18 protein-coding genes are annotated in these 23,955 nt (G+C 74.0%); 11 read left to right on the top strand and 7 right to left on the bottom strand.

Annotated features, from left to right (window positions below):
- The first annotated feature begins 13 nt into the window (after positions 1-13).
- The gene (locus GCE86_RS16765) at positions 14-409 is read left to right on the top strand and encodes a DUF3040 domain-containing protein (protein ID WP_091268111.1); all 396 of its coding nucleotides are present in this window, start codon (positions 14-16) and stop codon (positions 407-409) included.
- Between the two features lie 280 nt (positions 410-689).
- Here GCE86_RS16765 and GCE86_RS16760 read toward each other — a convergent pair whose 3' ends face one another.
- Genes GCE86_RS16760 through GCE86_RS16750 form a run of 3 tightly spaced genes read right to left on the bottom strand, consistent with a single transcriptional unit; the run spans position 690 to position 5,530 of the window.
- Positions 690-3,158, bottom strand: coding sequence for a transglutaminase TgpA family protein (locus tag GCE86_RS16760; RefSeq protein ID WP_154227845.1), 2,469 nt, complete (start codon positions 3,156-3,158; stop codon positions 690-692).
- A gap of 16 nt (positions 3,159-3,174) precedes the next feature.
- Positions 3,175-4,473, bottom strand: coding sequence for a DUF58 domain-containing protein (locus GCE86_RS16755; RefSeq protein WP_154227844.1), 1,299 nt, complete (start codon positions 4,471-4,473; stop codon positions 3,175-3,177).
- A 1-nt stretch (position 4,474) separates the two neighbouring features.
- Positions 4,475-5,530 (bottom strand): AAA family ATPase, encoded by a 1,056-nt coding sequence (locus GCE86_RS16750; protein ID WP_154227843.1) that lies wholly within the window; start codon positions 5,528-5,530, stop codon positions 4,475-4,477.
- Between the two features lie 462 nt (positions 5,531-5,992).
- Here GCE86_RS16750 and leuS point away from each other — a divergent pair, with 462 nt between their 5' ends.
- Complete coding sequence (gene leuS / locus GCE86_RS16745; RefSeq protein WP_154227842.1) at positions 5,993-8,833, top strand: leucine--tRNA ligase; 2,841 nt, start codon at positions 5,993-5,995, stop codon at positions 8,831-8,833.
- Positions 8,834-9,067: 234 nt separating this feature from the next.
- Here leuS and GCE86_RS16740 read toward each other — a convergent pair whose 3' ends face one another.
- From GCE86_RS16740 to GCE86_RS16725, 4 genes are read right to left on the bottom strand one after another with little or no spacing between them, the layout of a single operon-like run.
- A complete protein-coding gene (locus GCE86_RS16740; protein WP_154227841.1) occupies positions 9,068-9,433 on the bottom strand; it encodes a hypothetical protein in 366 nt (121 codons plus the stop codon).
- A 60-nt stretch (positions 9,434-9,493) separates the two neighbouring features.
- On the bottom strand, positions 9,494-10,207 hold the full coding sequence (locus tag GCE86_RS16735) for a TVP38/TMEM64 family protein (RefSeq protein WP_154227840.1): 714 nt from the start codon (positions 10,205-10,207) through the stop codon (positions 9,494-9,496).
- On the bottom strand, positions 10,204-10,926 hold the full coding sequence (locus GCE86_RS16730) for a type 1 glutamine amidotransferase (protein ID WP_154227839.1): 723 nt from the start codon (positions 10,924-10,926) through the stop codon (positions 10,204-10,206). The genes GCE86_RS16735 and GCE86_RS16730 overlap by 4 nt, the downstream gene beginning before the upstream one ends.
- The gene (locus tag GCE86_RS16725; protein WP_154230538.1) at positions 10,916-12,163 is read right to left on the bottom strand and encodes a MurT ligase domain-containing protein; all 1,248 of its coding nucleotides are present in this window, start codon (positions 12,161-12,163) and stop codon (positions 10,916-10,918) included. The genes GCE86_RS16730 and GCE86_RS16725 overlap by 11 nt, the downstream gene beginning before the upstream one ends.
- Before the next feature lie 355 nt (positions 12,164-12,518).
- On the opposite strand from GCE86_RS16725, the gene mraZ reads away from it, so the two are divergent.
- The 9 genes from mraZ (at position 12,519) to murG (ending at position 23,954) form a co-directional block, all read left to right on the top strand.
- Entirely contained in the window at positions 12,519-12,950 is a 432-nt protein-coding gene (gene mraZ / locus GCE86_RS16720) for a division/cell wall cluster transcriptional repressor MraZ (RefSeq protein WP_154227838.1), read from the top strand.
- Positions 12,951-13,154: 204 nt separating this feature from the next.
- Positions 13,155-14,264 carry a 16S rRNA (cytosine(1402)-N(4))-methyltransferase RsmH gene (rsmH, locus tag GCE86_RS16715; RefSeq protein WP_154227837.1) on the top strand — a complete coding sequence of 370 codons (1,110 nt, stop codon included), beginning with the start codon at positions 13,155-13,157 and terminating at the stop codon, positions 14,262-14,264.
- A complete protein-coding gene (ftsL, locus tag GCE86_RS16710; RefSeq protein ID WP_154227836.1) occupies positions 14,261-14,863 on the top strand; it encodes a cell division protein FtsL in 603 nt (200 codons plus the stop codon). The genes rsmH and ftsL overlap by 4 nt, the downstream gene beginning before the upstream one ends.
- 3 nt (positions 14,864-14,866) lie before the next feature.
- Positions 14,867-17,071 carry a peptidoglycan D,D-transpeptidase FtsI family protein gene (locus tag GCE86_RS16705; RefSeq protein ID WP_154227835.1) on the top strand — a complete coding sequence of 735 codons (2,205 nt, stop codon included), beginning with the start codon at positions 14,867-14,869 and terminating at the stop codon, positions 17,069-17,071.
- 52 nt (positions 17,072-17,123) lie between these two features.
- The gene (locus GCE86_RS16700; RefSeq protein ID WP_208818016.1) at positions 17,124-18,686 is read left to right on the top strand and encodes a UDP-N-acetylmuramoyl-L-alanyl-D-glutamate--2,6-diaminopimelate ligase; all 1,563 of its coding nucleotides are present in this window, start codon (positions 17,124-17,126) and stop codon (positions 18,684-18,686) included.
- Positions 18,683-20,080, top strand: coding sequence for a UDP-N-acetylmuramoyl-tripeptide--D-alanyl-D-alanine ligase (locus GCE86_RS16695; protein ID WP_154227833.1), 1,398 nt, complete (start codon positions 18,683-18,685; stop codon positions 20,078-20,080). The genes GCE86_RS16700 and GCE86_RS16695 overlap by 4 nt, the downstream gene beginning before the upstream one ends.
- Positions 20,077-21,201, top strand: coding sequence for a phospho-N-acetylmuramoyl-pentapeptide-transferase (gene mraY / locus GCE86_RS16690; protein WP_154227832.1), 1,125 nt, complete (start codon positions 20,077-20,079; stop codon positions 21,199-21,201). Before GCE86_RS16695 ends, mraY begins: the two co-directional genes overlap by 4 nt.
- 213 nt (positions 21,202-21,414) lie before the next feature.
- A complete protein-coding gene (locus tag GCE86_RS16685) occupies positions 21,415-22,848 on the top strand; it encodes an FtsW/RodA/SpoVE family cell cycle protein (protein WP_204342664.1) in 1,434 nt (477 codons plus the stop codon).
- Positions 22,848-23,954, top strand: coding sequence for an undecaprenyldiphospho-muramoylpentapeptide beta-N-acetylglucosaminyltransferase (murG, locus tag GCE86_RS16680; protein WP_091268064.1), 1,107 nt, complete (start codon positions 22,848-22,850; stop codon positions 23,952-23,954). The genes GCE86_RS16685 and murG overlap by 1 nt, the downstream gene beginning before the upstream one ends.
- Position 23,955 lies beyond the last annotated feature (1 nt).

Here is a 23,955-nt window from a genome sequence, read left to right as displayed (position 1 = left end):
GGGGAGGAGTGCCGTGCCGCTCTCGGAGCACGAGCAGCGGCTGTTCGAGCAGATCGAGCGGTCGCTTGCCGAGGACCCCAAGTTCGCCTCGGCCGTGCGCGCCAGCGACCCGCGTTTCCACGCGCGGCGTCGCGTGCTCGTCGCTGCCGGCGTGGTCATCGCTGGTCTGGCCCTGTTGATCTACGGTGCCGTGATCAAGACGCCCCCGCTGGCCGTGGCGGGCTTCGTCGTCATGCTGGCCTCGTTGGGCTACGCGGTGCAGTCGCACCGCCGATCCCAGTCGCCCGACCTGCACGTGGTCGGCGGCACGACGAGCCGTCGTCGTCCCCGTGGCCGCAGCGGCCGCCGGGGCTCCTTCCTGGACCGGATGGAGGACCGCTGGCGGCAGCGCCCGGAGGGCCACCGCTGAGCCCGTCCCGCCCCTGAACGGGCGGGCCGTAGCGACGGCGACTCGCCGGGCACCAACCGGCGAGCGCGGCCGCTTCCGCACGCCCCGATCCGCCCGAGCTCACGCCGCCCCACGCACGCCTCGCGCACGCCCCACGCCGGGTTGACCAAGAGGTTTGCGTCGGCGTGCGCCCGTTTCCTGACGCAAACCTCTTGATCGACGCGCCTGTCGACGCCGTGGGTGGAGTTCCGGGGACCCGGTCCGGCCCGCCGGCGGGGGAGCGCCGGCGGGCGGAACCGGGTCAGCGGGCCGGCCGGCCCGCCAGGAGACGACGCGGGTTCCAGCGCAACAGTCGCTGCCGCACCTGCCCGGTCGTGGTGACCAGCCGGGTCGAGCGCTCGGTCAGGGCGGTACGCCAGCGCAGCAGCACCGACGGAGGCAGCAGCGCCGCCAGCAGCCGGGTGCGCCGGTTCGCCCGGGCCGCGAGGGCGCCGCGCACCGACCGCAGGGCCGGGTGCAGCTCCTCGCCGGTCAGCGGATCGCGGGCGTAGCGGGCCCGCTCCTCGGCCCGGCCCAGCAGCCGGACCCCGGTCACCGCGGCGGCGTCCTCGGCCAGCGTCTCCCGGGTCAGCCGCTCGGCAGTGGTCCGGGGCGTCTCCGTCAGATCCACCCGGACGTGGAAGTCGACAAGCGTGTCGAGCAGTTCGTCCCAGGCGGCGTGCGCGTCCGCGCGGGCCCGGTCGGCGTCCACACCGACGACGATCTCGCGGGCCTCGCCCCGCTGCCCCGGCACGGCGGCCATGGTGGTCGCCGCGGGCACGCTGGCCCGGGCGCGCCGGCGCCGGCGCAGCGCGGAACGACGCAGGGCCGGCACCGCGAGCAGCGCCAGCAGGGCGAGCACCCCGCCCACCCACCACGGCCACACCGGGCTCTGCCGGGCCGGGCCGCCGTCGCCGACGGCCAGGCCCTGGTCGGCGTCCTTGTCGAGACGGTCCGGGTCCTCCGCGCCGGCCGACGGGTCGACCCCGCCGGGAGCGGCCGTGCTCCCCGGCACGGGAGTGACCTCCTCGGGGGCGTCGGTGTCCGGCGCCCAGGCCGACCGGACCGACCCCTGCACGCTCCCCGCCGGGGTGGCGTCGAAGGGCACCCAGCCGATGTCGCCGAAGAAGACCTCGGTCCAGGCGTGCAGGTTCTTGTTCGTCAGCACGTAGGTGCCGTCGCCGGAGTTGCTGCCGTTCGTGAAGCCGAACGCGACCCGGGCCGGGATGCCGGCCGACCGCACCAGCCAGGCCATCGCCGCCGCGTACTGCTGGCAGAAGCCCACCTTCGTGTTGAGGAAGTTGGTGATGTCGTCGCCGCTGGTGCCGCTGCGGGTGGCCAGCGAGTAGCTGAAGCCGTTCTCGACCGAGAAGTAGTCGTAGATCGCCCGGACCTTGTCGTAGTCGTTCGTGCGGCCCTTCACCAGCTGGTCGACCAGCCGGTCGACCGCCCGGACGGACGGCGTGACGGTCTGCTGCGCCAGCACCGGGTCGTCGGCCGGCTGCGACGGCGCCGCGCGCAGGGCCGTCGGGCTGAACGTCGAGCGGACGTAGTCGAACGCGTAGCGCTTGCCCCGGGAGTTCTCCCGGTTGGAGAACACGATCTGGCGGTTCGCGTCGTAGAGCCAGTTGCCGCTCAGGTCCTCGGTCTTCACCGGCTCCGCGTAGACCGGCAGCAGCGGCATGGTGAGGTTCTTGCTCACCTCGACGCTGGCCCGGTACCGCTGCTGCGTCACGCCCCGGCCGGAGCGCTCCGTCGGGTCCGGCAGGTTGCGGTTGGCCGGCTTCCCCGAGGGCACCCGCACCCGGAAGCCCGTCGGCAGCAGCTCGTCGGCGACCCCGAAGCGCAGGTAGAAGGGGGCCGGTTCGTTGGTGGTCACCTTGACGAGCTCGGTCACCTCGCTCTGGTTGAGCTGGCCGCTGAGCGCGGCGAAGAGGTCGATCCGGCCGGGGCTGCCGCCCTGGCCCGGCCGCCCGTTGCCGGTGCCGGTGCCGTCGCCGACGGCGCTCATGAGCCCGCCGGTCATCCCGGGCACCGCCAGCGGCAGGGCCACCGCCAGGACCACACCGACCACGGCGAGCCGGCGGCCCGCCGCGGCCAGCGGCGACGCCTCCCAGACGTCGACGTCGCGCCCCTCACCGGTGAACCGCCGGCCGAACCGGCGTACGCGGTCGACGTTGTCGGTGACCAGCAGCCACAGGTAGCCGCAGGCGCCCACCACGAACGGGGTGGCGGGGACGCTGTCCACGTAGACCGCGACCGGCACCGAGTAGATGGCCAGCATGGGCAGCCCGGCCAGCGCGGGCCGGCGCAGCCCGACGGCGAGCACGTCGACCACCACGGCCACCGCCCCGATGCCGAGCACGGCGATGAACAGCAGCGAGTCCACGTCCGGCACCTGCACGCCGTAGGAGCGCATGTCCGACAGCGAGGCGTTCAGCAGGTCACCGAAGTGGGCGAAGGTGGCCGGGGTCGGCACGAACGCGAAGAACTCGGTGCCGCCCGGGAAGACCCAGGTCAGGGCGAGCGTGAGACCGGCCAGCATGGCCAGCACCTGACCCCACAGGGGTGCCCGGCCCAGCCGGCTCAGCGCGGCCGCCCCGGCCACCGCGGCGACCACGATGGCCGCCTGGATCAGCCAGGTCCACCGCTCGAAGATCGCCGACAGCGGGGCCGCCGCCAGCAGGGTCGCCGCCGCGGCGACGAAGCCGAGGTTGCGGTGCGCGGTCACGGGTCCACCCTTCGGGTCATCGCACGCCTCCGGCCACCGTCTCGGCCAGCGCCGCCCGCAGCGCGAAGCCCTGCGACCCGCGGGCCGCCTGCGGCCAGAGCACCGGCAGCCGGTTGCCGTGCTCCACCCCGATGACCCGCCAGCCGCTCTGCAGCAGGGCGAGCACTGCGGCGGCGTGGGCGTGCTCCGCCTCGGCCCGCGCCTTCGGCGGCAGGTTCAGCCAGGTGTTGCTGTCGAGCAGGAAGCCCACGCAGGTGGCGCCGCTGCTGCGCAGCCCGGCCAGCAGCTCGGCCTCGGCGGTGCTCAGCGTGCCGAGCAGCGCGATGATCAGGCCGCCGTCGGCCCGCTGCCGCACCTGCTGCACCAGCGAGGCGAGCTCGCCGCGCTTGTCGAGGTGCACCTCGGCGAGGTGGTCGAGGAGCACGCCCTCGCCCCCGGCCTCGGTGGCGTCCACGTCCGCGCCGTTGCCCGTGACCAGGCGCAGCTTGTAGCCGGCCTGGCGCAGGTGCACCGCGATGCTGGCGGCCGTCGAGACCGCCCACTCGAAACTCGCCGTCGGCCCCTCACCCCGGTGGCCGGCCGCGCGGGTGTCGAGCACCACGGTGGCCCGGCTCTCCCAGGGCTGCTCCTCCCGGCGCACCATCAGCTCGCCGGTGCGGGCCGTCGACTTCCAGTGCACCCGGCGCAGGTCGTCACCCATCCGGTACTCCCGGGTGGCCGCGTCGTCCTCGCCGTGCACCGCCACCGAGCGGGCCCGGCTGTCGCCGCTGCCCGCGTACTCGCCGGGGAGGCGGACCGGGGGCAGCGGGGTGACCTGCGGGATCACCGTCAGGTGGTCGGTGCTGGGGAACGCCCGGCTCAGTTCGCAGAGCCCGAACGGGTCGGTCAGCCGGATCACCAGCGGACCGACCTCGTAGCGGCCGCGCACGTCGGCCCGGACCGTGTACGCCACCGAGCTGGCCTGGTGGGCGCCGAGGCGCTCCAGCACCACCCGCGGCCGGCTGCCGAGCGCGTAGGGCAGCCGATCCTCCAGCAGCAGGGTGCCGGTGGGCAGCCGGGACAGGTTCTGCAGCCGCAGCACCACCCGGGAGCTGGCCCCGACCGGCACCCGGTGCGGCTCCAGCGACCGGTTGCAGGCGAGCTTGTAGCGGCTGCGCCCGACGTAGGCCGCCGCGAGCAGCGGCAGGATGGCGAGCAGGACCGCCACCCGGAGCAGGTCCTTCTCCCCGAGGATGGCGGCGGAGATCGCGGCGGCGACCGCGGCCGCAAGGAAGGAGCGGCCGCGGGTGGTCAGCCCACGCAGCCCGTCGCGCACCTCACGGCCTCCGCGGCTCGTACGGCCCGCGCCCGTTGTTGGGGGCCGGGGGCCGGGTGTCGTAGGGGGAGCGCTTGCGGTCGTGCGGGAGCGGGAGGCGGTGCACCAGCTCGGCGACGATCGCGTCGGTGGTGCGCCGGGCCAGCTGCGCGTCGGCGGTCGGGATGATCCGGTGCGCCAGCACCGGCACCGCGAGGGCCTGGAGGTCGTCCGGCAGCACGTAGTCGCGGCCCTCCAGGGCGGCCACCGCACGGGCCGTGCGCAGCAGCTGGAGGGTGGCCCGCGGGGACGCGCCGAGCCGCAGGTCGGGTGCCTCGCGGGTGGCGGTGACCAGGTCGATCGCGTACTGCTTGACGGCGTCGGCGACGTGGACCTGCCGGACGTGGCCGATCAGCCGGCGGACGGTGGCCGCGTCGGAGACCGGCCGCAGCCCGTCCAGCGGGTCGGTGGCGCCGTGGCCGTCCAGCATGGCCAGCTCGGCGCCCGGGTCCGGGTAGCCCATGGCGATCCGGGCGGTGAACCGGTCGCGCTGCGCCTCCGGCAGCGGGTAGGTCCCCTCCATCTCGATCGGGTTCTGTGTCGCGATCACCATGAACGGGGTCTGCAGCTGGTAGGTCACGCCGTCGACGGTGACCTGCCGCTCCTCCATGCACTCCAGCAGCGCCGACTGGGTCTTCGGCGAGGCCCGGTTGATCTCGTCGCCGACCACCAGGTTGGCGAAGACTGCGCCCGGCCGGAACTCGAAGTCGTGCGTCTCCTGGTTGTAGACGCTGACCCCGGTGACGTCGCTGGGCAGCAGGTCGGGGGTGAACTGGATCCGGCGCACCGAGCAGTCGATCGACCGGGCCATGGCCTTGGCCAGCTTCGTCTTGCCGACGCCGGGCACGTCCTCGATCAGCAGGTGGCCCTCGGCGAGCAGCACCGCCAGGGCGAGCCGGACGGTGGCCGTCTTGCCCTCGATGACCTGCTCGATGTTGGCCACGATGGCCTCGCTGGCGGCGCGGAACTCGTCGTGCGGCAGCAGACCGCCCACCTCGTCCCAGGTCTGTTGTGTCACGGGCCTCCTCCTCGTCGCCGGACGGCAGCTCTGTATAGAGCACCTGGACCCGCCGTTGGGTTCGCGACGCCGAGCCTCGTCTGCCGCAAAAATCTCACTGGCCTCTCAGGCTAACCATGTTTCTCGTTGTCGCCGACCCCCGCAGCCGGTCGGCCGGTTACGCCCGGAATATTCGCCGGACCGGGGGACGTGTGGCCGCCGCGCGGGCGGGTAGCCGGGTCCCGGTTTCCGTGCCGAGGCGGCCGGAAGCGGCCGACGCCGTCCCACGTTGCGGGCGGCGGGCGACCGGCGCGAGCCGCCGACGGGGTACACTGCCGGTCATGGCCGGAGTCTTCCTGCTTCTTACCGAGCCGTGCTGATGCGCTGAGAGCGCGACAGCACGGCGGCCCCTCCTGCGCGAGGGGCTTTTTCATGCCCGCAGCAGACCTCCGATATCCGACATACCTGCGCCGAGGAGACGCCATGAGTGAGGCAGCCGCACCGGCCACCGACATCCCCCCGTTCCGCTACACCGCCGCCCTGGCCGAGGAGATCGAGCAGCGCTGGCAGGACACGTGGGAGCGGGAGGGCACCTTCCACGCGCCGAACCCGGTCGGTCCGCTGGCCGACCCGGCCCACCCGCGCGCGGGCGCCGAGAAGCTGTACGTGCTGGACATGTTCCCCTACCCGTCGGGCGCCGGCCTGCACGTCGGCCACCCGCTGGGCTACATCGGCACCGACTGCTACGCCCGCTACCAGCGGATGGCCGGGCGCAACGTGCTGCACGCGATGGGCTTCGACGCGTTCGGCCTGCCCGCCGAGCAGTACGCGGTGCAGACCGGCACCCACCCCCGGACCACCACGGTGGCGAACATCGAGCGGTACAAGGAGCAGCTGCGCCGGCTGGGGCTGGGCCACGACGAGCGGCGCTCGGTGGCGACCATCGACACCGAGTTCTACCGCTGGACCCAGTGGATCTTCCTGCAGATCTTCAACTCCTGGTACGACGCGGACGCGAAGAAGGCCCGGCCGGTCGCCGAGCTGATCGCCGAGTTCGAGGGCGGCACCCGGCCCACCCCGGACGGCCGGCCCTGGGCCGAGCTGACCGTGGGCGAGCGGCGGAGGATCGTCGACGACCACCGGCTGGCGTACGTCTCGGAGGCGCCGGTGAACTGGTGCCCGGGGCTGGGCACCGTGCTGGCCAACGAGGAGGTCACCGCGGACGGCCGCTCCGAGCGGGGCAACTTCCCGGTCTTCAAGCGGAACCTGAAGCAGTGGATGATGCGGATCACCGCGTACGGGGACCGGCTGCTGGAGGACCTGGACACGCTGGACTGGCCCGAGCCGATCAAGCTGCAGCAGCGCAACTGGATCGGCCGGTCGACCGGTGCGCACATCGATTTCCCGACCGAGCGCGGCCCGATCCGGGTGTTCACGACCCGGCCGGACACCGTCTTCGGCGCCACCTACATGGTGCTGGCCCCCGAGCACGAGGTGGTCGACGTGCTGGTGCCTGCCGCCTGGCCGGAGGGCACGAAGGACGCCTGGACCGGCGGGCACGCCAGCCCGCGGGCCGCCGTCGAGGCGTACCGGAAGGCCGCCGCGGCCAAGACGGACGTGGAGCGGCAGGCGGAGACCAAGGAGAAGACCGGCGTCTTCGTCGGCGCCTACGCGACCAACCCGGTCACCGGCGCGCAGGTCCCGATCTTCATCGCCGACTACGTGCTGGCCGGCTACGGCACCGGCGCGATCATGGCGGTGCCCGCGCAGGACGAGCGGGACTGGGAGTTCGCCGAGGTCTTCGACCTGCCGATCGTGCGCACCGTGCAGCCGGCGGAGGGCTTCGACGGCAAGGCGTGGACCGGCGACGGCCCGGCGATCAACAGCGCGGCGCCCGACCGCGGCCTGGACCTGAACGGCCTGGGGGTGGCCGACGCCAAGGCGCGGATCATCGAGTGGCTGGAGGCCAACGGTTACGGCGCCGGCGCGGTCACCTGGCGGCTGCGGGACTGGCTGTTCTCCCGGCAGCGCTACTGGGGCGAGCCGTTCCCGATCGTCTACGACGAGACCGGTGCGCCGATCGCGCTGCCCGAGTCGATGCTGCCGGTCGAGCTGCCCGAGGTCGACGACTTCTCGCCGAAGACGTTCGACCCGGAGGACGCCGACAGCAACCCGGAGACCCCGCTGTCCCGGCGGCGCGACTGGGTCGAGGTGGAGCTGGACCTGGGTGACGGGCCGAAGCGCTACACCCGGGAGACCAACGTGATGCCGCAGTGGGCCGGCTCCTGCTGGTACGAGCTGCGCTACCTGGACCCGACCGACTCGCGGCGCTTCGCCGAGCCGGAGAACGAGGCGTACTGGATGGGGCCGCGCGGCGCGGGCGACTGCGGGGGCACCGACCTGTACGTCGGCGGCGCCGAGCACGCCGTGCTGCACCTGCTGTACGCGCGCTTCTGGCACAAGGTGCTGTACGACCTGGGCCACGTCACGTCCTTCGAGCCGTTCCGCCGGCTGTTCAACCAGGGCTACATCCAGGCGTACGCCTTCACCGACCCGCGCGGCGCCTACGTACCCGCCGAGGAGGTCGTCGAGGTCGACGGCCGCTACTTCCACGGCGAGACGGAGGTCAGGCGCGAGTACGGCAAGATGGGCAAGTCCCTGAAGAATGTCGTCACCCCGGACGAGATGTGCGCGGCGTACGGCGCGGACACCTTCCGGGTGTACGAGATGTCGATGGGTCCGCTGGAGGTGTCCCGCCCGTGGGAGACCCGGGCGGTGGTCGGCTCGTACCGGTTCCTGCAGCGGGTCTGGCGCGCCGTGATCGACGAGCAGACCGGCGCGGTGCGGGTGACCGACGCGCCGGCCGACGAGGCCACCCGGCGGCTGCTGCACAAGGTGATCGACGGGGTCCGCGGCGACATGGAGGCGATCCGGTTCAACACCGCCATCGCCAAGCTGATCGAGCTGACCAACGGGCTGACCCGGCTGGCCGAGACGCCGCGCGAGGTGGCCGAGCCGCTGGTGCTGATGGTGGCGCCGTTCGCCCCGCACGTCGCCGAGGAGCTGTGGCGGCGGCTGGGCCACGACACCTCGCTGACGTACGCGGACTTCCCGGCCGCCGACCCGGCGCTGCTGGTCGCCGAGACGGTGACCTACCCCGTGCAGGTGAACGGCAAGGTCCGGGGCCGGGTCGAGGTGGCCGCCGACGCGTCCGAGGACGACGTCCGGGCGGCCGCGCTGGAGGCCGTGGCCGGCGCGCTGGCCGGCAAGGAGCCGCGCAAGGTCATCGTGGTGAAGGGCCGGATGGTCTCGGTCGTCGCCTGAGGCGGTCGGTGCGGCGGAGGCGCGTCCCGGGTCCGGGGCGCGCCTCCGGCGCGTTCCGGCCAGGGTTCCCGCCGGCGGTCGGCACTTTCCGGTACCCCGGCGGTCGTCTCGGCGTCGCTGTCGAGCTGATGTCGTCAGCGACTCATGAGTTGCTGCTGATGTCAGCTCGACAGGCGCTCGCGGACACCTGGTCGGCTCTGCCGCTGGGCATCGGTGGACGGGCGGCGGGCGCCGTCAGGTGGCGGCGAGCGCCGCCTCGACCGTCGCGCGGTGCCGGCGCAACCACCCGTGCCAGCCGCGTACCGTGTCGACCGCGCCCGCCGCGCGGAGCCGGCGCATGCCCGGCTCGTCCCGGTCGGCGCCGGCCTCGATGCCCCGCCAGGTGCCGTCGAGCTGGTCGAGCATGACGGCGACCAGGTCGCCGCGCGGCAGGGACACCCCGGGGGCCGCCACCTCGTAGGCGTCGCACAGCAGCCGGCAGCGCCGTGCCAGTTCGGCCGGGTCGGCCTCGCCGCCCAGCGCGCTCCAGTGCCAGCCGGCGAACGCCACGTCCTCGATCCGCCGGCCCGGCCCGGCCAGGTCCCAGTCCAGGAACGCCACCAGCAGGGCCCCGCCGGCGAGTCCCGGTAGACGGTGTTCTTCGGCGACAGGTCGGTCACCTCAGCTCGGGCCCAGCCGGCGGTGGCGCTCCGCCCGCCACCAGCGGTGGATGATGAGCGCGCTGGCGATCAGGCCGAGGCTGGCCGGGGCCGCGGCGTACCAGTTGATGGAGTCGGGGGAGCTGACCGCCGCGCCGATGGCCGCGTAGCCGATCGCGGTGGGGGCCGCGGCGATCACGCTGCCGGCCAGGAACGGCAGCACCCGCGCCCCGGTGGTGCCGTAGCCGTAGCTGACCAGCCCGAACCCGGCGATCGGCAGCAGCCGGACGGTCATCACGCCGAACACGCTCTGCCGGGCGAACCAGCCGTCCAGGCGGGCCAGCCGGCCGCGGACCCGTTCGGCGACGAACTGCCGGCCCAGCAGGCGGCCGACCGCGAAGCCGAGCGCCGCCGCGAGCAGCGCCGCGCCGAGGGCGTAGGCGGCGCCCTGCACCGGACCGAAGATCGCCCCGGCGGCCAGCGTGACGAAGGTACGCGGGACCAGCGCCACGAGCAGCAGCGCGCCGCCCACCACGGCGGCGACCGGCGCGTACCCGCCGAGCGAGTCGGCCAGCCGGGGCAGGTCGCCCGGGTCCGGGCGGGGGACCAGCAGCAGCGCGACGCCGAACCCGGCGAGCAGCAGGAGCAGCAGCGCGAACCGGCGCGCCGACGGCTGCCGGAGCAGCCGGGCGAACCGGCGGGATCGTCGCCGCCACGGCCGGGCGGCGCCGGTCATGCCCTCGCGGCGTCCGCCACCGCGGTGCGGCGCTCGGACCGGAGCCGGTCGGCCCACGTGTCGTCGAGCGGGGGGAGCTGGTGCACGCCGGTCGCCCAGCGCAGCAGCAGGTCGGCCAGGGCGGGATTGCGGGCCAGCGCCGGGCCGTGCGAATAGGTGCCGAGCAGCTTGCCGCGCCAGGCGCCCTCGGTGGTCCCGTCGTTGCCGACCCCGGCCGTCACCCGGGCCAGCGGCGACACGCCGGGCCCGAGGTGGGTCCGCCCGCCGTGGTTCTCGAACCCGGTCAGGTACGGGATGCCCAGCCGCGGGTCGACCTCGCCGGCCAGCTCGCCGACCGCCCGGGTGGGACCTCGGTCGGAGGAGATGTCCAGCAGTTCCAGGCCGGTGCACCGGGTGCCCTTGGCGAAGAACGAGGTGCCGAGCAGCTGGTAGCCGGCGCAGACCCCGAACACCACCGAGCCCTGGGACACCGCCCGGTGCAGGCCGCCGTCGGCGATGAGCCGCTGCGCGCCCAACGCCTGGGGGCCGTCCTCGCCGCCGCCGATCAGGTAGATGTCGGCGGTGGCGGGCAGCCGCTGGTCGGAGCGGACCTCCAGCACCTCGACCGGCATGCCGCGCAGCTGGGCCCGGCGGGCCAGGATCAGCGCGTTGCCCCGGTCGCCGTAGGTCGACAGCAGGTCGGGATAGATCCAGACGATGCGCAGGCTCTCAGTTGACACGGTCCAGCTCCGCTCGGATGTCCTGGAAGGCGGTGTAGTTGGCGATGACCTCGAGCCGGCCCGGCGGCACCGCGCGGACCGCGTCGTCGAAGGTCCGCACGTGCTGGAACGGCACCCCGTTGACGTCGAGGCGTACGGCCAGGTCGTAGGCCCGGTCGCCGGTGATCAGCACCTGCCGGCCGGCCAGCGGGGAGAAGTCGACGTCGAAGAGCCAGGAGGTGTCCAGCCCGTCGGGGTCGCGCGCGTTGATGGAGAGCAGTGTGGGCGCGACGTCGGCCATGTCGAACGCCTCCAGCCAGCTGGCCGGGTTCTTGGCCAGCAGCAGCCGGATGTTGCGCCCGTCCCGGTCGACCTGGGCGTAGCGGCCGGCCACCGAGGTGACCACCCCGAGCCGGGAGACCGCGTCCACGGGGCGTACCCCGAACTCGGCGGCGACCGCCAGGGCGGTGGCCGCGTTGCCGAGGTTGACCTTGCCGGGGAGCTGGAGCTGCACCTTGTGCCAGGCGCCGGTGGGGTCGAGCACGCCGTCGTCCTCGACCGTCCACTGCGGCTGCGGGCGGCGCAGCGGGCAGCCGGTGCACCACCACTGCTCGCCGGAGCGCTGGATGGTGGAGCCGCACTCGGGGCAGACCCAGGAGTCGTCGTGCCAGCGCTGGCCGGCGCTGAACCAGGTGACGTGCGGCGGGATGTGGCCCTGGGCCGGGTCGGCCGGCGGGGTGGCCGCCCAGACCACCATCGGGTCGTCGGCGTTGGCGACCACCCGCACGTCGGGGTGCCGGACCAGCGCGGCGCGCCAGAGCTGCGCCATCATGGCGACCTCCTTGGCCCGGTCGAGCTGGTCGCGGGAGAGGTTGAGCAGCGCCACCACGTGCGGCTCGGTGGCCTCGAGCACCTGGGCGAGGTAGTGCTCGTCCACCTCCAGCACCGCGTAGGGGGTGCTGCCGGCCTTGGCCAGCGCCGAGGTGTGCCCGGTGGGCATGTTGGCGCCGAAGGAGTTCGTGGCGACCCGGCCGAGCACGCCGACGGCGGCCGTGGTGAGCCGGGTGGTGGTGGTCTTGCCGTTGGTGCCGGACACCAGGGCGATGGCCCGCCCGGCCGAGAGGTGGGCGAGCAGGTCCGGGTCGATCTTGAGGCCGATCCAGCCGCCGATGACCGAGCCGTCGCCGCGGCCCGCGGCCCGCGACAGCGCCGCGGCGGTCCGCGACACGGAGCTGGCCACCTTTGCCCGCAGGGGCATCTTCGCGTCCGTCACCCGAGCGAGGTTACCGGACCACCGTGCCCCCCAGATCGCCGCCGACGGCGATCCGTTCGGCTGGGGAGGTGCGGCGGACGGCCAGCGCGCGTTCCGCCGGACGGAGTCGATCAATGTCGGGAAGCGGACCCCGGTGGGGGCGCGCCACGCCCCTCCACTCCGCCCCACCCGCGTTGACGTGCGGTTTTGCGCGCGCAAACGCCACGCCACGCGGGCGTTTCTGGTTGCGGGTGGAGGGAAGTGGAGTAGAGTGGGGCGCGATGGTGAGGCCGGGAGGGCCGCACCGGCCCGGGGGGTCAGCGGCGCCGCGAACGCCGCTCAGGGCGAGGGGGTTGGGCCGATGTTCCTCGGCACCCACACTCCGCGCCTGGACGACAAAGGCCGGTTGATCCTTCCGGCGAAGTTCCGGGACGAGCTGGCGGGGGGTGTCGTGATCACCAAAGGGCAGGAGCGCTGCCTCTACGTCTTCCCGATGCCCGAGTTCCAGCGGATCGCCGACCAGTTGCGCGCGCAGCCGATGACGAGCAAGGCGGCCCGGGCCTACAGCCGGGTCTTCTTCGCCAGCGCGCACGACGAGGTGCCGGACAAGCAGGGACGGGTCACCATCCCCGGGCACCTCCGGTCGTACGCCGCCCTCGAGCGCGACCTGGTCGTGATCGGGGCGAGCACCCGGGTGGAGATCTGGGACAGGGCGGCCTGGGAGGCCTACCTCGCGGAGAGCGAAGACGACTTCGCCGACATCGAGGAGGGGGTGCTGCCCGGCGGTCTGTAGGGCGTGACGGCGCCCGACGTACTGCGAGATCTCCAGCCGCTTTCGAGTTCCTGGCACCCCTTCCCCGGTGCCAGGCGCACGATCCGATACGGAGGGCCGCGGCCTCCGGCGGGCGGGAGCGGATGGGGATCTGGCGGTATGGCGAGGCGTCGTGGCGACGACGGACACAGGGACGGAAGCGGGATTCAACCAGTGGGGGTCGAGATGGGGGAGCTACGCGGCACGCACGTGCCGGTGCTGCTCGAGCGGTGTCTCGAGTTGCTGGCCCCCGCACTGGGCCGGCCCGGCCGCACCGTTCACGTCGACGCCACGCTCGGCCTGGCCGGGCACGCCGAGGCGGTGCTCGAGGCGCACCCGGACACGGTGCTCATCGGCCTGGACCGGGACACCGAGGCCCTCGCCCACGCGCGGGTCCGGCTGGCCCGGTTCGCCGACCGGATCCACCTGGAGCACGCCGTCTACGACGAGCTGCCCGAGGTGCTCGACCGGCTCGGCTACCCGGCCATCGACGGGATCCTCTTCGATCTCGGGGTCTCGTCCCTGCAACTGGACGCGCCCGACCGCGGGTTCGCCTACGCGCAGGACGCGCCGCTGGACATGCGGATGGACCAGACCCGGGGGGTGACCGCCGAGGAGGTGGTCAACACCTACTCCCACCCGGACCTGGCCCGGGTGCTGCGGGTGTACGGCGAGGAGAAGTTCGCCGGGAAGATCGCCTCGGCGATCATCCGGGAGCGCGAGCGGGCGCCCATCACCTCGTCGGCGCGACTGGCCGAGCTGGTCCGGGAGAGCATTCCGGCACCAGCCCGACGAACCGGGGGACACCCGGCAAAGAGAACGTTTCAGGCTTTACGGATCGAGGTAAACAGGGAACTGGCAGCGCTGGAGACGGCGCTGCCGGCCGCCCTGGACAAGCTCACCGTGGGCGGCCGCATGGTGGTCCTGTCCTACCACTCGCTGGAGGACCGGCTCACCAAGCAGGCGCTCGCCGACCGGGTCCGCAGCAAGGGCCCGGTCGACCTCCCGGTCGAACTGCCCGGGTCGGGTCCGACGTTCCGGCTGCTCAGCCGGGGCGCGGAGCTGCCCGGGGAGGCCGAGGTCGCCGCGAACCCGCGCGCCGCCTCGGTGCGGCTGCGGGCCGCGGAGCGGCTCGATCCGGAGGCGGCCCGGCAGGGGCGTACCGACCGCGAACGGTACCGCCGCCGGGTGAAGGCGATGCACCAACCGGGGACGGGGTCACCGGGGTCCGGTACGGACCCGCGGTCGGCGCCGGGGGACGGGAACGGGACGGACGAAGAGGGGGAGGGGACATGAACGTCAACCAGCGCGACGGCCGGGACACCGGCATCGGGCAGCGCGCACCGCGGTCGGGGGGCCGGACCGCGGCGCAGCGTGCCCCGCGCGGCAGCACGTCGACGGTGGCGGCCGACCGGCCGGACCGCCGGGGGGAGACTCGTGCCCGGGGGGCGCGCGAGTTCCCCACGCAGGGCAGCGCCGCGCTGAAGCCGGCCGAGCGCGCCCGGACCACCGGCGGCAGCTCGCCGCGGCTGCGGGTCGCCCCGCCGCCGCCGGTCCGCGTGCCGCGGGCGCCGTTCGTCGGGCTGATCCTGGTGCTCGTGGTCGGCGGGGTGCTCGGCATCCTGGCGGTCAACACCAAGATCAACGAGAACGCGTTCAAGCTGGAGAAGCTCCAGCAGCAGCAGGCCAAGCTCGACGTCGACCAGCAGCAGCTGGAGAAGGAGATCGCCGACCAGAAGGCGCCCGGCAACCTGACCGCCAACGCCCGCAAGCTGGGCCTGGTCGACTCCGACGAGCTGGCCTACATCCGGCTCCCGGACGGGAAGGTGATCGGCGTCCCGCACCCGGTCGAGGGTGCGCCCGCGATCACCAGCCAGCAGGGCAACGGAGGCTGAGCAGTGCCGCCGAGATCGGAGGATCCGCGCCGGGACGCCACGGGCTCCCGGCGCGGCTCGTCCCGGGGCGCGGAGCACCGGGAGCCGGGCGTCGGCGGGATCTCCGACGCCCGGGCGTACACGCCGCGAGGCCGGACCATCCGGGAGGGCGGCGGCGCCGCCCGGACCGGTGGGGGCGCCGAGCAGCGGCGTACCCCGCGCAGCAGCCGCTCCGGTGACCCGTTCCGTCCGGCCCTGCAGGTGCTCGACGGCGGCCGTACCGGGGCGACCCGTACCGGCCGCCGGGAGACCGCGGCCGGTGGCCGGGCCGGCGTGGTGCGCACCGTCTCCGCCCGGCCGGTGCGCGAGCCGTTCGACGACGACGAGGCGCCGCCGCCCCGGCGCCGGCCCGGTCCGCGGCGCCCCGCGCGTCCGGCCGCGGCCCGGCGGCCGGTCCGCAAGCCGCGCCGCCCGCCGAAGCTCGCCGACCCGCGCCGCCGGCTGAGGCTCGGCACACTGCTCGTGCTGGCGCTCTTCACCAGCATCGGCATCCGGCTGGTCTTCCTCCAGACCGTGAGCACCCCGGCGTACGCCGACGGCGGGCTCGCCAACCGGCTCGCCGTGGTCGAGCTGCCCGCCCCACGCGGGGCGATCTACGACCGCACGGGCGCCCCCCTCGCGCACAGCGTCGAGGCGCGGTACGTGTTCGCCGACCCCACCCAGGTCAAGGACCCGGTCGCCACCGCCAGGCTGCTCTCCCCGCTGCTCGGGGTGCCCGCCTCCGAGCTGACCGGGAAGATGAAGCCCCGCAAGCTGCCCGGCGGCGGCTGGTCGCAGTTCGAGTACCTGGCCCGCGGCGTCGACATCGACCGGGCCAAGCAGATCATGGCGCTGGACGTGGCCGGGATCGGCGTGCACCGCGACGAGCGGCGCGAGGTGCCCGGCGGTGACCTCGCCGCCAACCTGCTCGGTTTCGTGAGCCAGGACATGAACGGCCTGGAAGGGCTCGAGGCGAAGTACGACGACGTGCTCGAGGGCAAGCCCGGCCGGAAGCGGTACGAGGTGGGGCAGGGCGACCTGGCCGCGCCCATCCCGGGCGGCTACAGCCAGACCACCCCGGCCCAGCCGGGCAGCTCGCTGGAGCTCACGGTCGACCGCGACGTCCAGTTCAAGACCCAGCGGATCCTGTCCGACGCGATGGCCCAGACGCGGAACAGCGTCGGCGCCGCCGTGGTCATCGAGGTCGGCACCGGCGACGTGCTGGCCCAGGCGAGCTACCCCACCTACAACGCGTCCGACCCCACCAAGGTCAACTCGCCGGCCGACCGCGAGGACGCCGCCACCAGCTTCATCGTCGACCCGGGCTCGATCCACAAGGCGATCACCTACGGCGCCGCCCTCCAGGAGGGTGTGATCACGCCGGACACGACCTTCCCGGTGGCCAACAGCGTCACCAAGGGCGACGTGCCCTTCACGGACACCCACCCGGCCAACGGGCGGACCATGAGCATCCCGGGGATGCTCGCCTTCTCGTCCAACGTCGGCACCATCGAGATCGCCGAAAAGCTCGGCCGGGACCGGCTGATCGACTACCAGAAGCGGTTCGGGCTGGGGCAGCCCACCGGCGAGGGCATGCCCGGGGAGGCCACCGGCCGGCTGCTCCCCGCCGGCGAGTGGAGCGACTCGTCGTACGGGTCGGTGCCGATCGGGCACAGCGTGGACGCCACCCCGTTGCAGATGGCCGCCGCGTACGCCGCGATCGCCAACGACGGCACGTACGTCCAGCCGCACCTGATCAAGAACGTGATCGGCCCGGACGGGAAGAAGAAGCCCGGTGCCGCCCCGGTCACCCGCTCGGTGCTCAGCCCGGCGAACGCGGCCGCGCTGCGCCGGATGCTGGAGGCCGTCACCACGGTCGACGGCCCGGACGGGCGGGCCACCGGCCTGCCCGCCGCGGTGCCCGGCTACCGGGTGGCCGGCAAGACCGGCACCGGCCTGCGCTACGAGAACGGCAAGCGCCAGCCCGGCGACGTCGCCTCGTTCATCGGGATGGCCCCCGCCGAGAAGCCGCGGTACGTGGTGGCGGTCTTCGTCTGGAGCCCGGGCGGCGAGGGTGGGGCGCTGGCCTCGCCGGCCTTCCGGGACATCATGTCCTTCACTCTCCGGCACTACCGGGTGCCGCCCTCGGCGACCAACAAGTCCCCGAAGTTCGAGGTCTTTCCGCACTGAGCCGGGAGGGCGGGACATCATCGGTGAGTGGCGACGAACCACCGGGGCGGCTGTGCGGTCGGAACCGGACGACCGGGTAGGGTCTGACGCCGTGCCCGGCAATCCACGACCCGCCACCGTGAATCCCGTCCGGCTCGGCGACCTCGCCGCCCGGCTGGCCGTCGCGCCGCCGGAGGGGGCCGCCGAGGTGGCCGTCACCGGGGTGACCCACGCCAGCCAGGAGGTCCGCCCCGGCGACCTGTACGCCGCCCTGCCCGGAGCCCGCCGGCACGGCGCGGAGTTCGCCGCCGCCGCGGCCGGGGCCGGCGCCGTGGCCCTGCTGACCGACCCGGCCGGCGTCGCGCTGGCCGCCGCAGCGGGCCTGCCCGTGCTGGTCGTCGACGACCCCCGGGCGGTGCTCGGCGAGGTCGCCGCCACCGTCTACGGCGACCCGACCGCCGGGCTGACCATGATCGGCGTGACCGGCACCGCCGGCAAGACCTCCACGAGCTACCTCATCGAGTCCGGGCTGCGCGCCGCCGGGCACACCACCGGCCTCATCGGCACCGTGGAGACCCGGCTCGGCGACCTGGTGATCGACAGCGTCCGGACCACGCCCGAGGCGACCGACCTGCACGCCATGCTGGCGGTGGCCCGCGAGCGCGGGGTGGACACCGTGGTCATGGAGGTCTCCAGCCACGCCCTGGCCATGGGCCGGGTCGGCGGCGTGCGGTTCGACGTCGGCGGCTACACCAACTTCGGCTCCGACCACCTGGACTTCCACGCCGACGAGGCGGACTACTTCGCCGCCAAGGCGAAGCTCTTCGACGGGCGCTGCCGGGTCGAGGTGCTCAACCACGACGACCCGGCGCTGCGGCCGCTGCTCAAGCCGGCGACCGTGACCTACTCGGCGGCCGGCGACCCGGCCGCCACCTGGTGGGCCGACGGCGTCGGCGGCGAGGGGTACGCGCAGCACTTCACGGTGCACGGCCCGGACGGGGTGACCCTGCCCACCGGCGTGGCCCTGCCCGGCCGGCACAACGTGGCCAACGCGCTCCTGGCCGTCGCCACGCTCGTGGCCGCCGGGGTCGACCCGGCCACCGCGGCCCGCGGGGTGGCCGCCTGCGGCGGCGTGCCCGGCCGGCTGGAACTGGTCAGCGGTGACGCCCCGGTACGCGGGGTCGTCGACTACGCGCACAAGGCGAACGCCATCGAGGCGGTCCTGACGGCGCTGCGCGGCCTCACCGGCGGCCGGCTGATCTGTGTGCTCGGCGCCGGCGGCGACCGGGACCGGGGCAAGCGGCCCGTGATGGGCGCCACCGCCGCGCGGGGCGCCGACGTGGTGCTGGTGACCGACGACAACCCGCGCACCGAGGACCCGACCGCGATCCGGGCCGAGGTGCTGGCCGGCGCGTACGCGGCGGGCACCGGCGCGCGGATCATCGAGGCGCCGGGCCGGCGCACCGCCATCGAGGAGGCGGTCCGGGTGGCGGAACCGGGGGACATCGTGGCGCTGCTGGGCAAGGGACAGGAACGCGGCCAGGAGATCAACGGCGAGGTGCTGCCGTTCGACGACCGGGTCGAGCTGGCGGAGGCGCTGCGCGCCCGCTTCGGCGACCTGGTGGGGCAGCGATGATCCCGCTGACCCTGGCCGAGGTGGCCGCCGCCGTCGACGGCCGGCTCGTCGCCGCCGACCCGGACGCCCGGGTGACCGGCTCGGTGGAGTTCGACTCCCGCAAGGTCACCCCCGGCGGCCTCTTCGTCGCCTTCCCCGGCGAGAAGGTGGACGGGCACGACTACGCGGCCGACGCGGTCGACTCGGGCGCCGTGGCCGTGCTCGGCACCCGCGAGGTCCCCGGCGTGCCGATGGTGCTGGTCGGCGACGCGCTCGACGCGATGGGCCGGCTGGCCCGCGCGGTGGTCGACCGGCTGCCCGGGCTGACCGTCATCGGGCTGACCGGTTCCTCCGGCAAGACCACCACCAAGGACCTGATCGCCCAGCTCGCCGTCCGGCTCGGTCCGACCGTGGCCCCGGCCGGCTCGTTCAACAACGAGCTGGGGCACCCGTACACGGCCCTGCAGGCCGGCTCGGAGACGCGCTACCTCGTGATGGAGAAGGGCGCCCGCGGGGTGGGGCACGTCCGCTACCTGTGCGAGGTGGTGCCGCCCCGGATCTCCGTGGTGCTCAACGTCGGGGTGGCGCACATCGGTGAGTTCGGCTCGGTGGAGACCATCGCGCTGGCCAAGGGCGAGCTGGTCGAGACGCTGCCCGCCGACGGGCTGGCCGTGCTCAACGCCGACGACCCGCGGGTCGACGCCATGGCGGCGCGCACCGTGGCCCGGGTGGTGCGCTACGGCGAGTCCGAGCGGGCCGACGTGCGCGCGGTCGACGTGACGCTGGACGGGCGCGGCCGCCCGTCGTACACCCTCGTCACGCCGGAGGGGAGCGCGCCGGTGCGGCTCGGGCTGACCGGCCGGCACCAGGTGTCCAACTCGCTGGCCGCCGCGGCGGTCGCCCGGGAGCTGGGCCTGCCGCTGGCCGACCTGGCGGTGGCCCTGGGCGAGCTGGGCCTGGTCTCCACCCGCCGGATGGACGTGTTCGAGCGTCCCGACGGGGTGACCGTGATCGACGACTCGTACAACGCCAACCCGGCTTCCACGGGCGTGGCGCTGCGGGCACTGGCGAGCATGCGGGGTACGGGGCGTACCGTCGCGGTGCTCGGCTACATGGCCGAGTTGGGCGACTTCGAACGGGAGGGGCACCAGCAGGTCGGCCGCCTGGCGGCCGAGCTGGGGGTCGACCGGCTGCTCGTGGTGGGCGAGCCGGCGGCGCCGATCCACGAAGGCGCGACAGCGGTAAGCAACTGGGGAGGAGAGTCGGTGCTGCTCACCGATCAGGCGGCGGCCGTCGAGGTGCTGCGGAGCGAGCTACGTCCCGGTGACGTGGTGCTGGTGAAGGGCTCCCGGTACCGCACCTGGGAGGTGGCCGACGCGCTGCGCGCGGACGCCGAGAAGGAGTCGGCTGCATGAGGGCGGTGATCGTCGCCATCGGGGTCGCCTTCCTGATCTCGCTCTTCTGCACCCCGATCGCGATCAAGGTGTTCACCCGGCTCAAGGCCGGCCAGCCGATCCGCGCCGAGGGCCCGGCCATGCACCAGGGCAAGAAGGGCACGCCGACGATGGGCGGCGTGGTCTTCATCCTGGCCACGGTGATCGCGTACGTCGCCGGTCACCTGGCCCTGACCACCCTGCCGGACGCGCAGATCGCCCAGGTCGAGCCGACCATCACGGCGCTGGTGCTGCTGGGGCTCATGGTGTTCTCCGGTGCGGTCGGTTTCATCGACGACTTCCTGAAGGTCCGCAAGCGGCACAGCGGCGGCCTCAACAAGCGCGGGAAGCTCGCCGGCCAGATCCTGGTCGGCGCGATCTTCGGCGTGGTGGCGCTCTACTTCCCGAGCAGCATGACCGACGTGCGCGGCAACGCGACCAACACCGAGACGGTCGGCAGCACGATGCTGAGCTTCATCCGGGACATCCCGGCCCTGGAGATCGGCAAGATCGGCGCGGTGATCGTCATCATCCTGGTGGTGATGGCGGCGACCAACGGCGTGAACCTCACCGACGGCCTCGACGGCCTGGCCACCGGCGCCTCGGTCATGGTCCTCGCCGCGTACGCGCTGATCGCCTTCTGGCAGTACCGGCACTGGTGCGCCGACCCGAACTACACCGAGGCGTACTGCTACACGGTCCGGGACCCGCTGGAGATCGCGTTGATCGCGGGCGCGGCGGCCGGGGCGTGCGTCGGCTTCCTGTGGTGGAACACGTCGCCGGCCCGGATCTTCATGGGTGACACCGGCGCGCTGGGCCTCGGCGGCCTCATCGCCGGCATGGCGATGTCCACCCGGACCATCCTGCTGCTGCCGATCATCGGCGGCCTCTTCGTGATCATCACGATGTCCGTGGTGATCCAGATCATCTCGTTCCGCACCACCGGCAAGCGGGTGTTCCGGATGTCGCCGCTCCAGCACCACTTCGAGCTGGCCGGCTGGAGCGAGGTCAACATCGTGGTCCGGTTCTGGATCATCGCGGGCATCGGCGTGGCCATCGCGCTGGGCCTGTTCTACAGCGAGTTCCTCGCCGCGGTGAGCTGACCGCTGCCCCTGCGTCACGGCGGGATTCCTGGGCGTTACCAGGGGTCCCGCCGTTCCGCGTTCCGACACGCCGACCGGGCGGTTGCGCCACGGGCGGGCGGGTCGAGCCGCCATGATGGGCGGGTGGGGGAGGGACGAGACACCGAGGGCGCCACCGACACGCAGGCCCGGCGGCCGCCCGCGGCGACCCGCCCGGCCGACCCGCCGGGGCCGCTGCTCGGGCTGGACGCGGCCGGCGGGCTGGCCGCGCTGCGTGGCCTGCTGGCCCGGCCGCTGGCCTCCTACTACCTGCTGCTCTCCAGCGCCGGCCTGCTGCTGCTCATCGGCCTGACCATGGTCTTCTCGGCGACCAGCGTGAAGGACTACGCCGAGGAGGGGAACGCCACGGCGTCCCTGGTCAAGCAGACGATCTTCGCGGTGATCGGCGTCGTGGCGTTCTGGGCCTGCCAGCGGCTGCCCGCGAAGACGTTCCGGGCCGGCAGCCGCCCCGCGCTCGGCCTCGCGGTCGTGCTGCTGCTCCTGCTCAACCTGCTGGTCGCGCTGGAGGCCCTGCTCCGGGTGAAGTCCATCGGCCCGCTGAAGGCCGAGCTGCTCTGGCTCTACCTCGGCCCGATCTCGGTGCAACCGGTCGAGGTGGCCAAGTTCGCGCTGGTGCTGTGGGGCGCGCACGTGCTGGTCCGCAAGGGCGCCGCGCTCGGCTGGTGGAAGGAGCTGGCCACCCCCCTCTTCCCGGTGGTCGGCCTGCTCTTCGTGCTGGTCGGCTACAACGACCTGGGCAGCATGCTCTGCCTGCTAGCCCTGGTGGTCGGCCTGCTCTGGGCGGCCGGTGTGCGGCTGCAGGTCTTCGCCGCGCTCACCGCCGTCGGGCTGCTCGGCGTGGGTCTGCTGATCGCCGCGGCCTCCCTCGGCGCCGGTTCGGGCGAGCGGGGTGCCGAGAACTACCGGCTGGGCCGGTTCAGCGCCTGGCTCAACCAGTCCGACCCGTCCGGCTGCGCCGAGACCGGCTGCTACCAGATCGTGCAGGCCCGAAACGCCATCGAGCACGGCGGCTGGTTCGGCGTCGGGCTGGGCAAGGGCAGCGCCAAGTTCGGCTGGCTGCCCGAGGCCCACAACGACTTCATCTTCGCGGTGATCGCCGAGGAGCTCGGGGTGGTCGGCTGCACGGTGGTGCTCGTGCTCTTCGCCGTGCTGGCGTACACCGGGCTGCGGATCGCCCGCCGGGTGGAGGACCCGTTCCGCCGGCTCGCCGCCGCCGGGGTCACCGCCTGGCTCGTCGGCCAGGCCGTCATCAACATCGGCGGGGTCACCGGGCTGCTGCCGCTCACCGGCGTACCCCTGCCGTTCATCTCCGACGGCGGCAGCGCCCTCGTGGTGACCCTGGCCGCGGTCGGGATGCTCGCCTCCTTCGCCCGCGCCGAGCCCGACGCCGCCCGGGCCCTGCATGCCCGTCCGCCGGCCCGGTGGGTCCGACTAGTGTGGGCCCCGTTGCCGCCGCTTCCCGGCCGGCGCCGCCGACCGGCGTCGCCACCGGCGGACCGAGGGTCCGTGCCCCGGTCCCGCCAGCGGCGGCAGGACGACCAGGCCGCGGCCCGCGGCGCCCGGTCCGACCGGGCTCGCGCCGGCACGGCGAGCGAGAGGAGACGCTGATGGGTCCGCTGCGTTCGGTGGTGCTCTGCGGAGGCGGCACGGGTGGGCACATCTACCCGTTGCTCGCGTTCGCCGACTGCCTGCGCCGACACGACCCGAGCGTCCGGATCACCTGCCTCGGCACACCCAAGGGGCTGGAGAACGAGCTGATCCCGCCGGCCGGCTACGACCTGCGCCAGATCCCGGCCTACCAGCTGCCCCGCTCGGTCAACATGAGCCTCGTGCGCACCCCGGACCGGATGTGGAAGGCCGCCCGCGCCGCGGGCAAGATCCTCGACGAGGTACGCGCCGACGTCGTGATCGGCTTCGGCGGGTACGTCTCGGTCCCCGGCTACCTGGCCGCGTGGCGGCGCGAGCTGCCCATCGTCATCCACGAGGTGAACGTGCCGCCGGGCGTGGCCAACCGGCTCGGCATGAAGTTCACCAAGAACGTCGCGGTCGGCTTCCCGCACCAGCCGGCGCAGGCCGAGTCGCTGCGGGACGCGCGGGTGGTCGGGGTTCCGCTGCGCCGGGGCATCGCCGGGCTGGACCGGGCCGCCGTGCGCAACGCCGCCCGCGCCCACTTCGGCCTCCGCCCCGACCTTCCGGTGCTCTTCGTGGCCGGCGGCTCGCAGGGCGCCCGCTCGATCAACCTGGCGGTCTCCGGGGCGGCCAAGGAACTGGCCCGCAACGGCGTGCAGGTGCTGCACGTGATCGGCGCCCGCAACGAGCCGGTCTCCGTCCCCACCGACCTGCCGGTGCCGTACGTGACCCTGCCCTACCTGTCCGAGATGGAGCTGGGCTACGCGGCCGCCGACCTCATGCTGGGCCGCGGCGGCGCCATGACCTGCGCCGAGGTGGCCGCCATCGGCCTGCCCACCATCTACGTGCCGTACCCGCACAGCAACCAGGAGCAGAAGCGCAACGCGCTGCCCGTGGTGGAGGCGGGCGGGGGGCTGCTCGTCGACGACGCCGAGGTGACCCCGGCCTGGGTGGAGCGCACGGTGATCCCGCTGATCCGGGACCCGCAGCGGCTCGCCGCCATGGGCGCCGCCGCGGCCGCGTACGGCCGCCGCGACGGCGACGTGGCCCTGCTGAACTTCGTCTACGAGGCGGTGAGCCGCTGAT

It is taken from the genome of Micromonospora terminaliae (assembly GCF_009671205.1).
In the GTDB taxonomy this organism is placed as follows: Bacteria; Actinomycetota; Actinomycetes; order Mycobacteriales; family Micromonosporaceae; genus Micromonospora; species Micromonospora terminaliae.
Note: the sequence above shows the minus strand (reverse complement) of the source record. Positions and strands in the feature narration are given on the sequence as shown.

Excerpts from the sequence above, each read along its gene's own strand:
- leuS (WP_154227842.1), top strand. The coding sequence starts at position 5,993 with ATGAGTGAGGCAGCCGCACCGGCCACCGACATCCCCCCGTTCCGCTAC.
- GCE86_RS16735 (WP_154227840.1), bottom strand. The coding sequence starts at position 10,207 with ATGACCGGCGCCGCCCGGCCGTGGCGGCGACGATCCCGCCGGTTCGCC.
- GCE86_RS16725 (WP_154230538.1), bottom strand. The coding sequence starts at position 12,163 with ATGCCCCTGCGGGCAAAGGTGGCCAGCTCCGTGTCGCGGACCGCCGCG.
- mraZ (WP_154227838.1), top strand. The coding sequence starts at position 12,519 with ATGTTCCTCGGCACCCACACTCCGCGCCTGGACGACAAAGGCCGGTTG.
- rsmH (WP_154227837.1), top strand. The coding sequence starts at position 13,155 with ATGGGGGAGCTACGCGGCACGCACGTGCCGGTGCTGCTCGAGCGGTGT.
- ftsL (WP_154227836.1), top strand. The coding sequence starts at position 14,261 with ATGAACGTCAACCAGCGCGACGGCCGGGACACCGGCATCGGGCAGCGC.
- GCE86_RS16695 (WP_154227833.1), top strand. The coding sequence starts at position 18,683 with ATGATCCCGCTGACCCTGGCCGAGGTGGCCGCCGCCGTCGACGGCCGG.
- mraY (WP_154227832.1), top strand. The coding sequence starts at position 20,077 with ATGAGGGCGGTGATCGTCGCCATCGGGGTCGCCTTCCTGATCTCGCTC.
- murG (WP_091268064.1), top strand. The coding sequence starts at position 22,848 with ATGGGTCCGCTGCGTTCGGTGGTGCTCTGCGGAGGCGGCACGGGTGGG.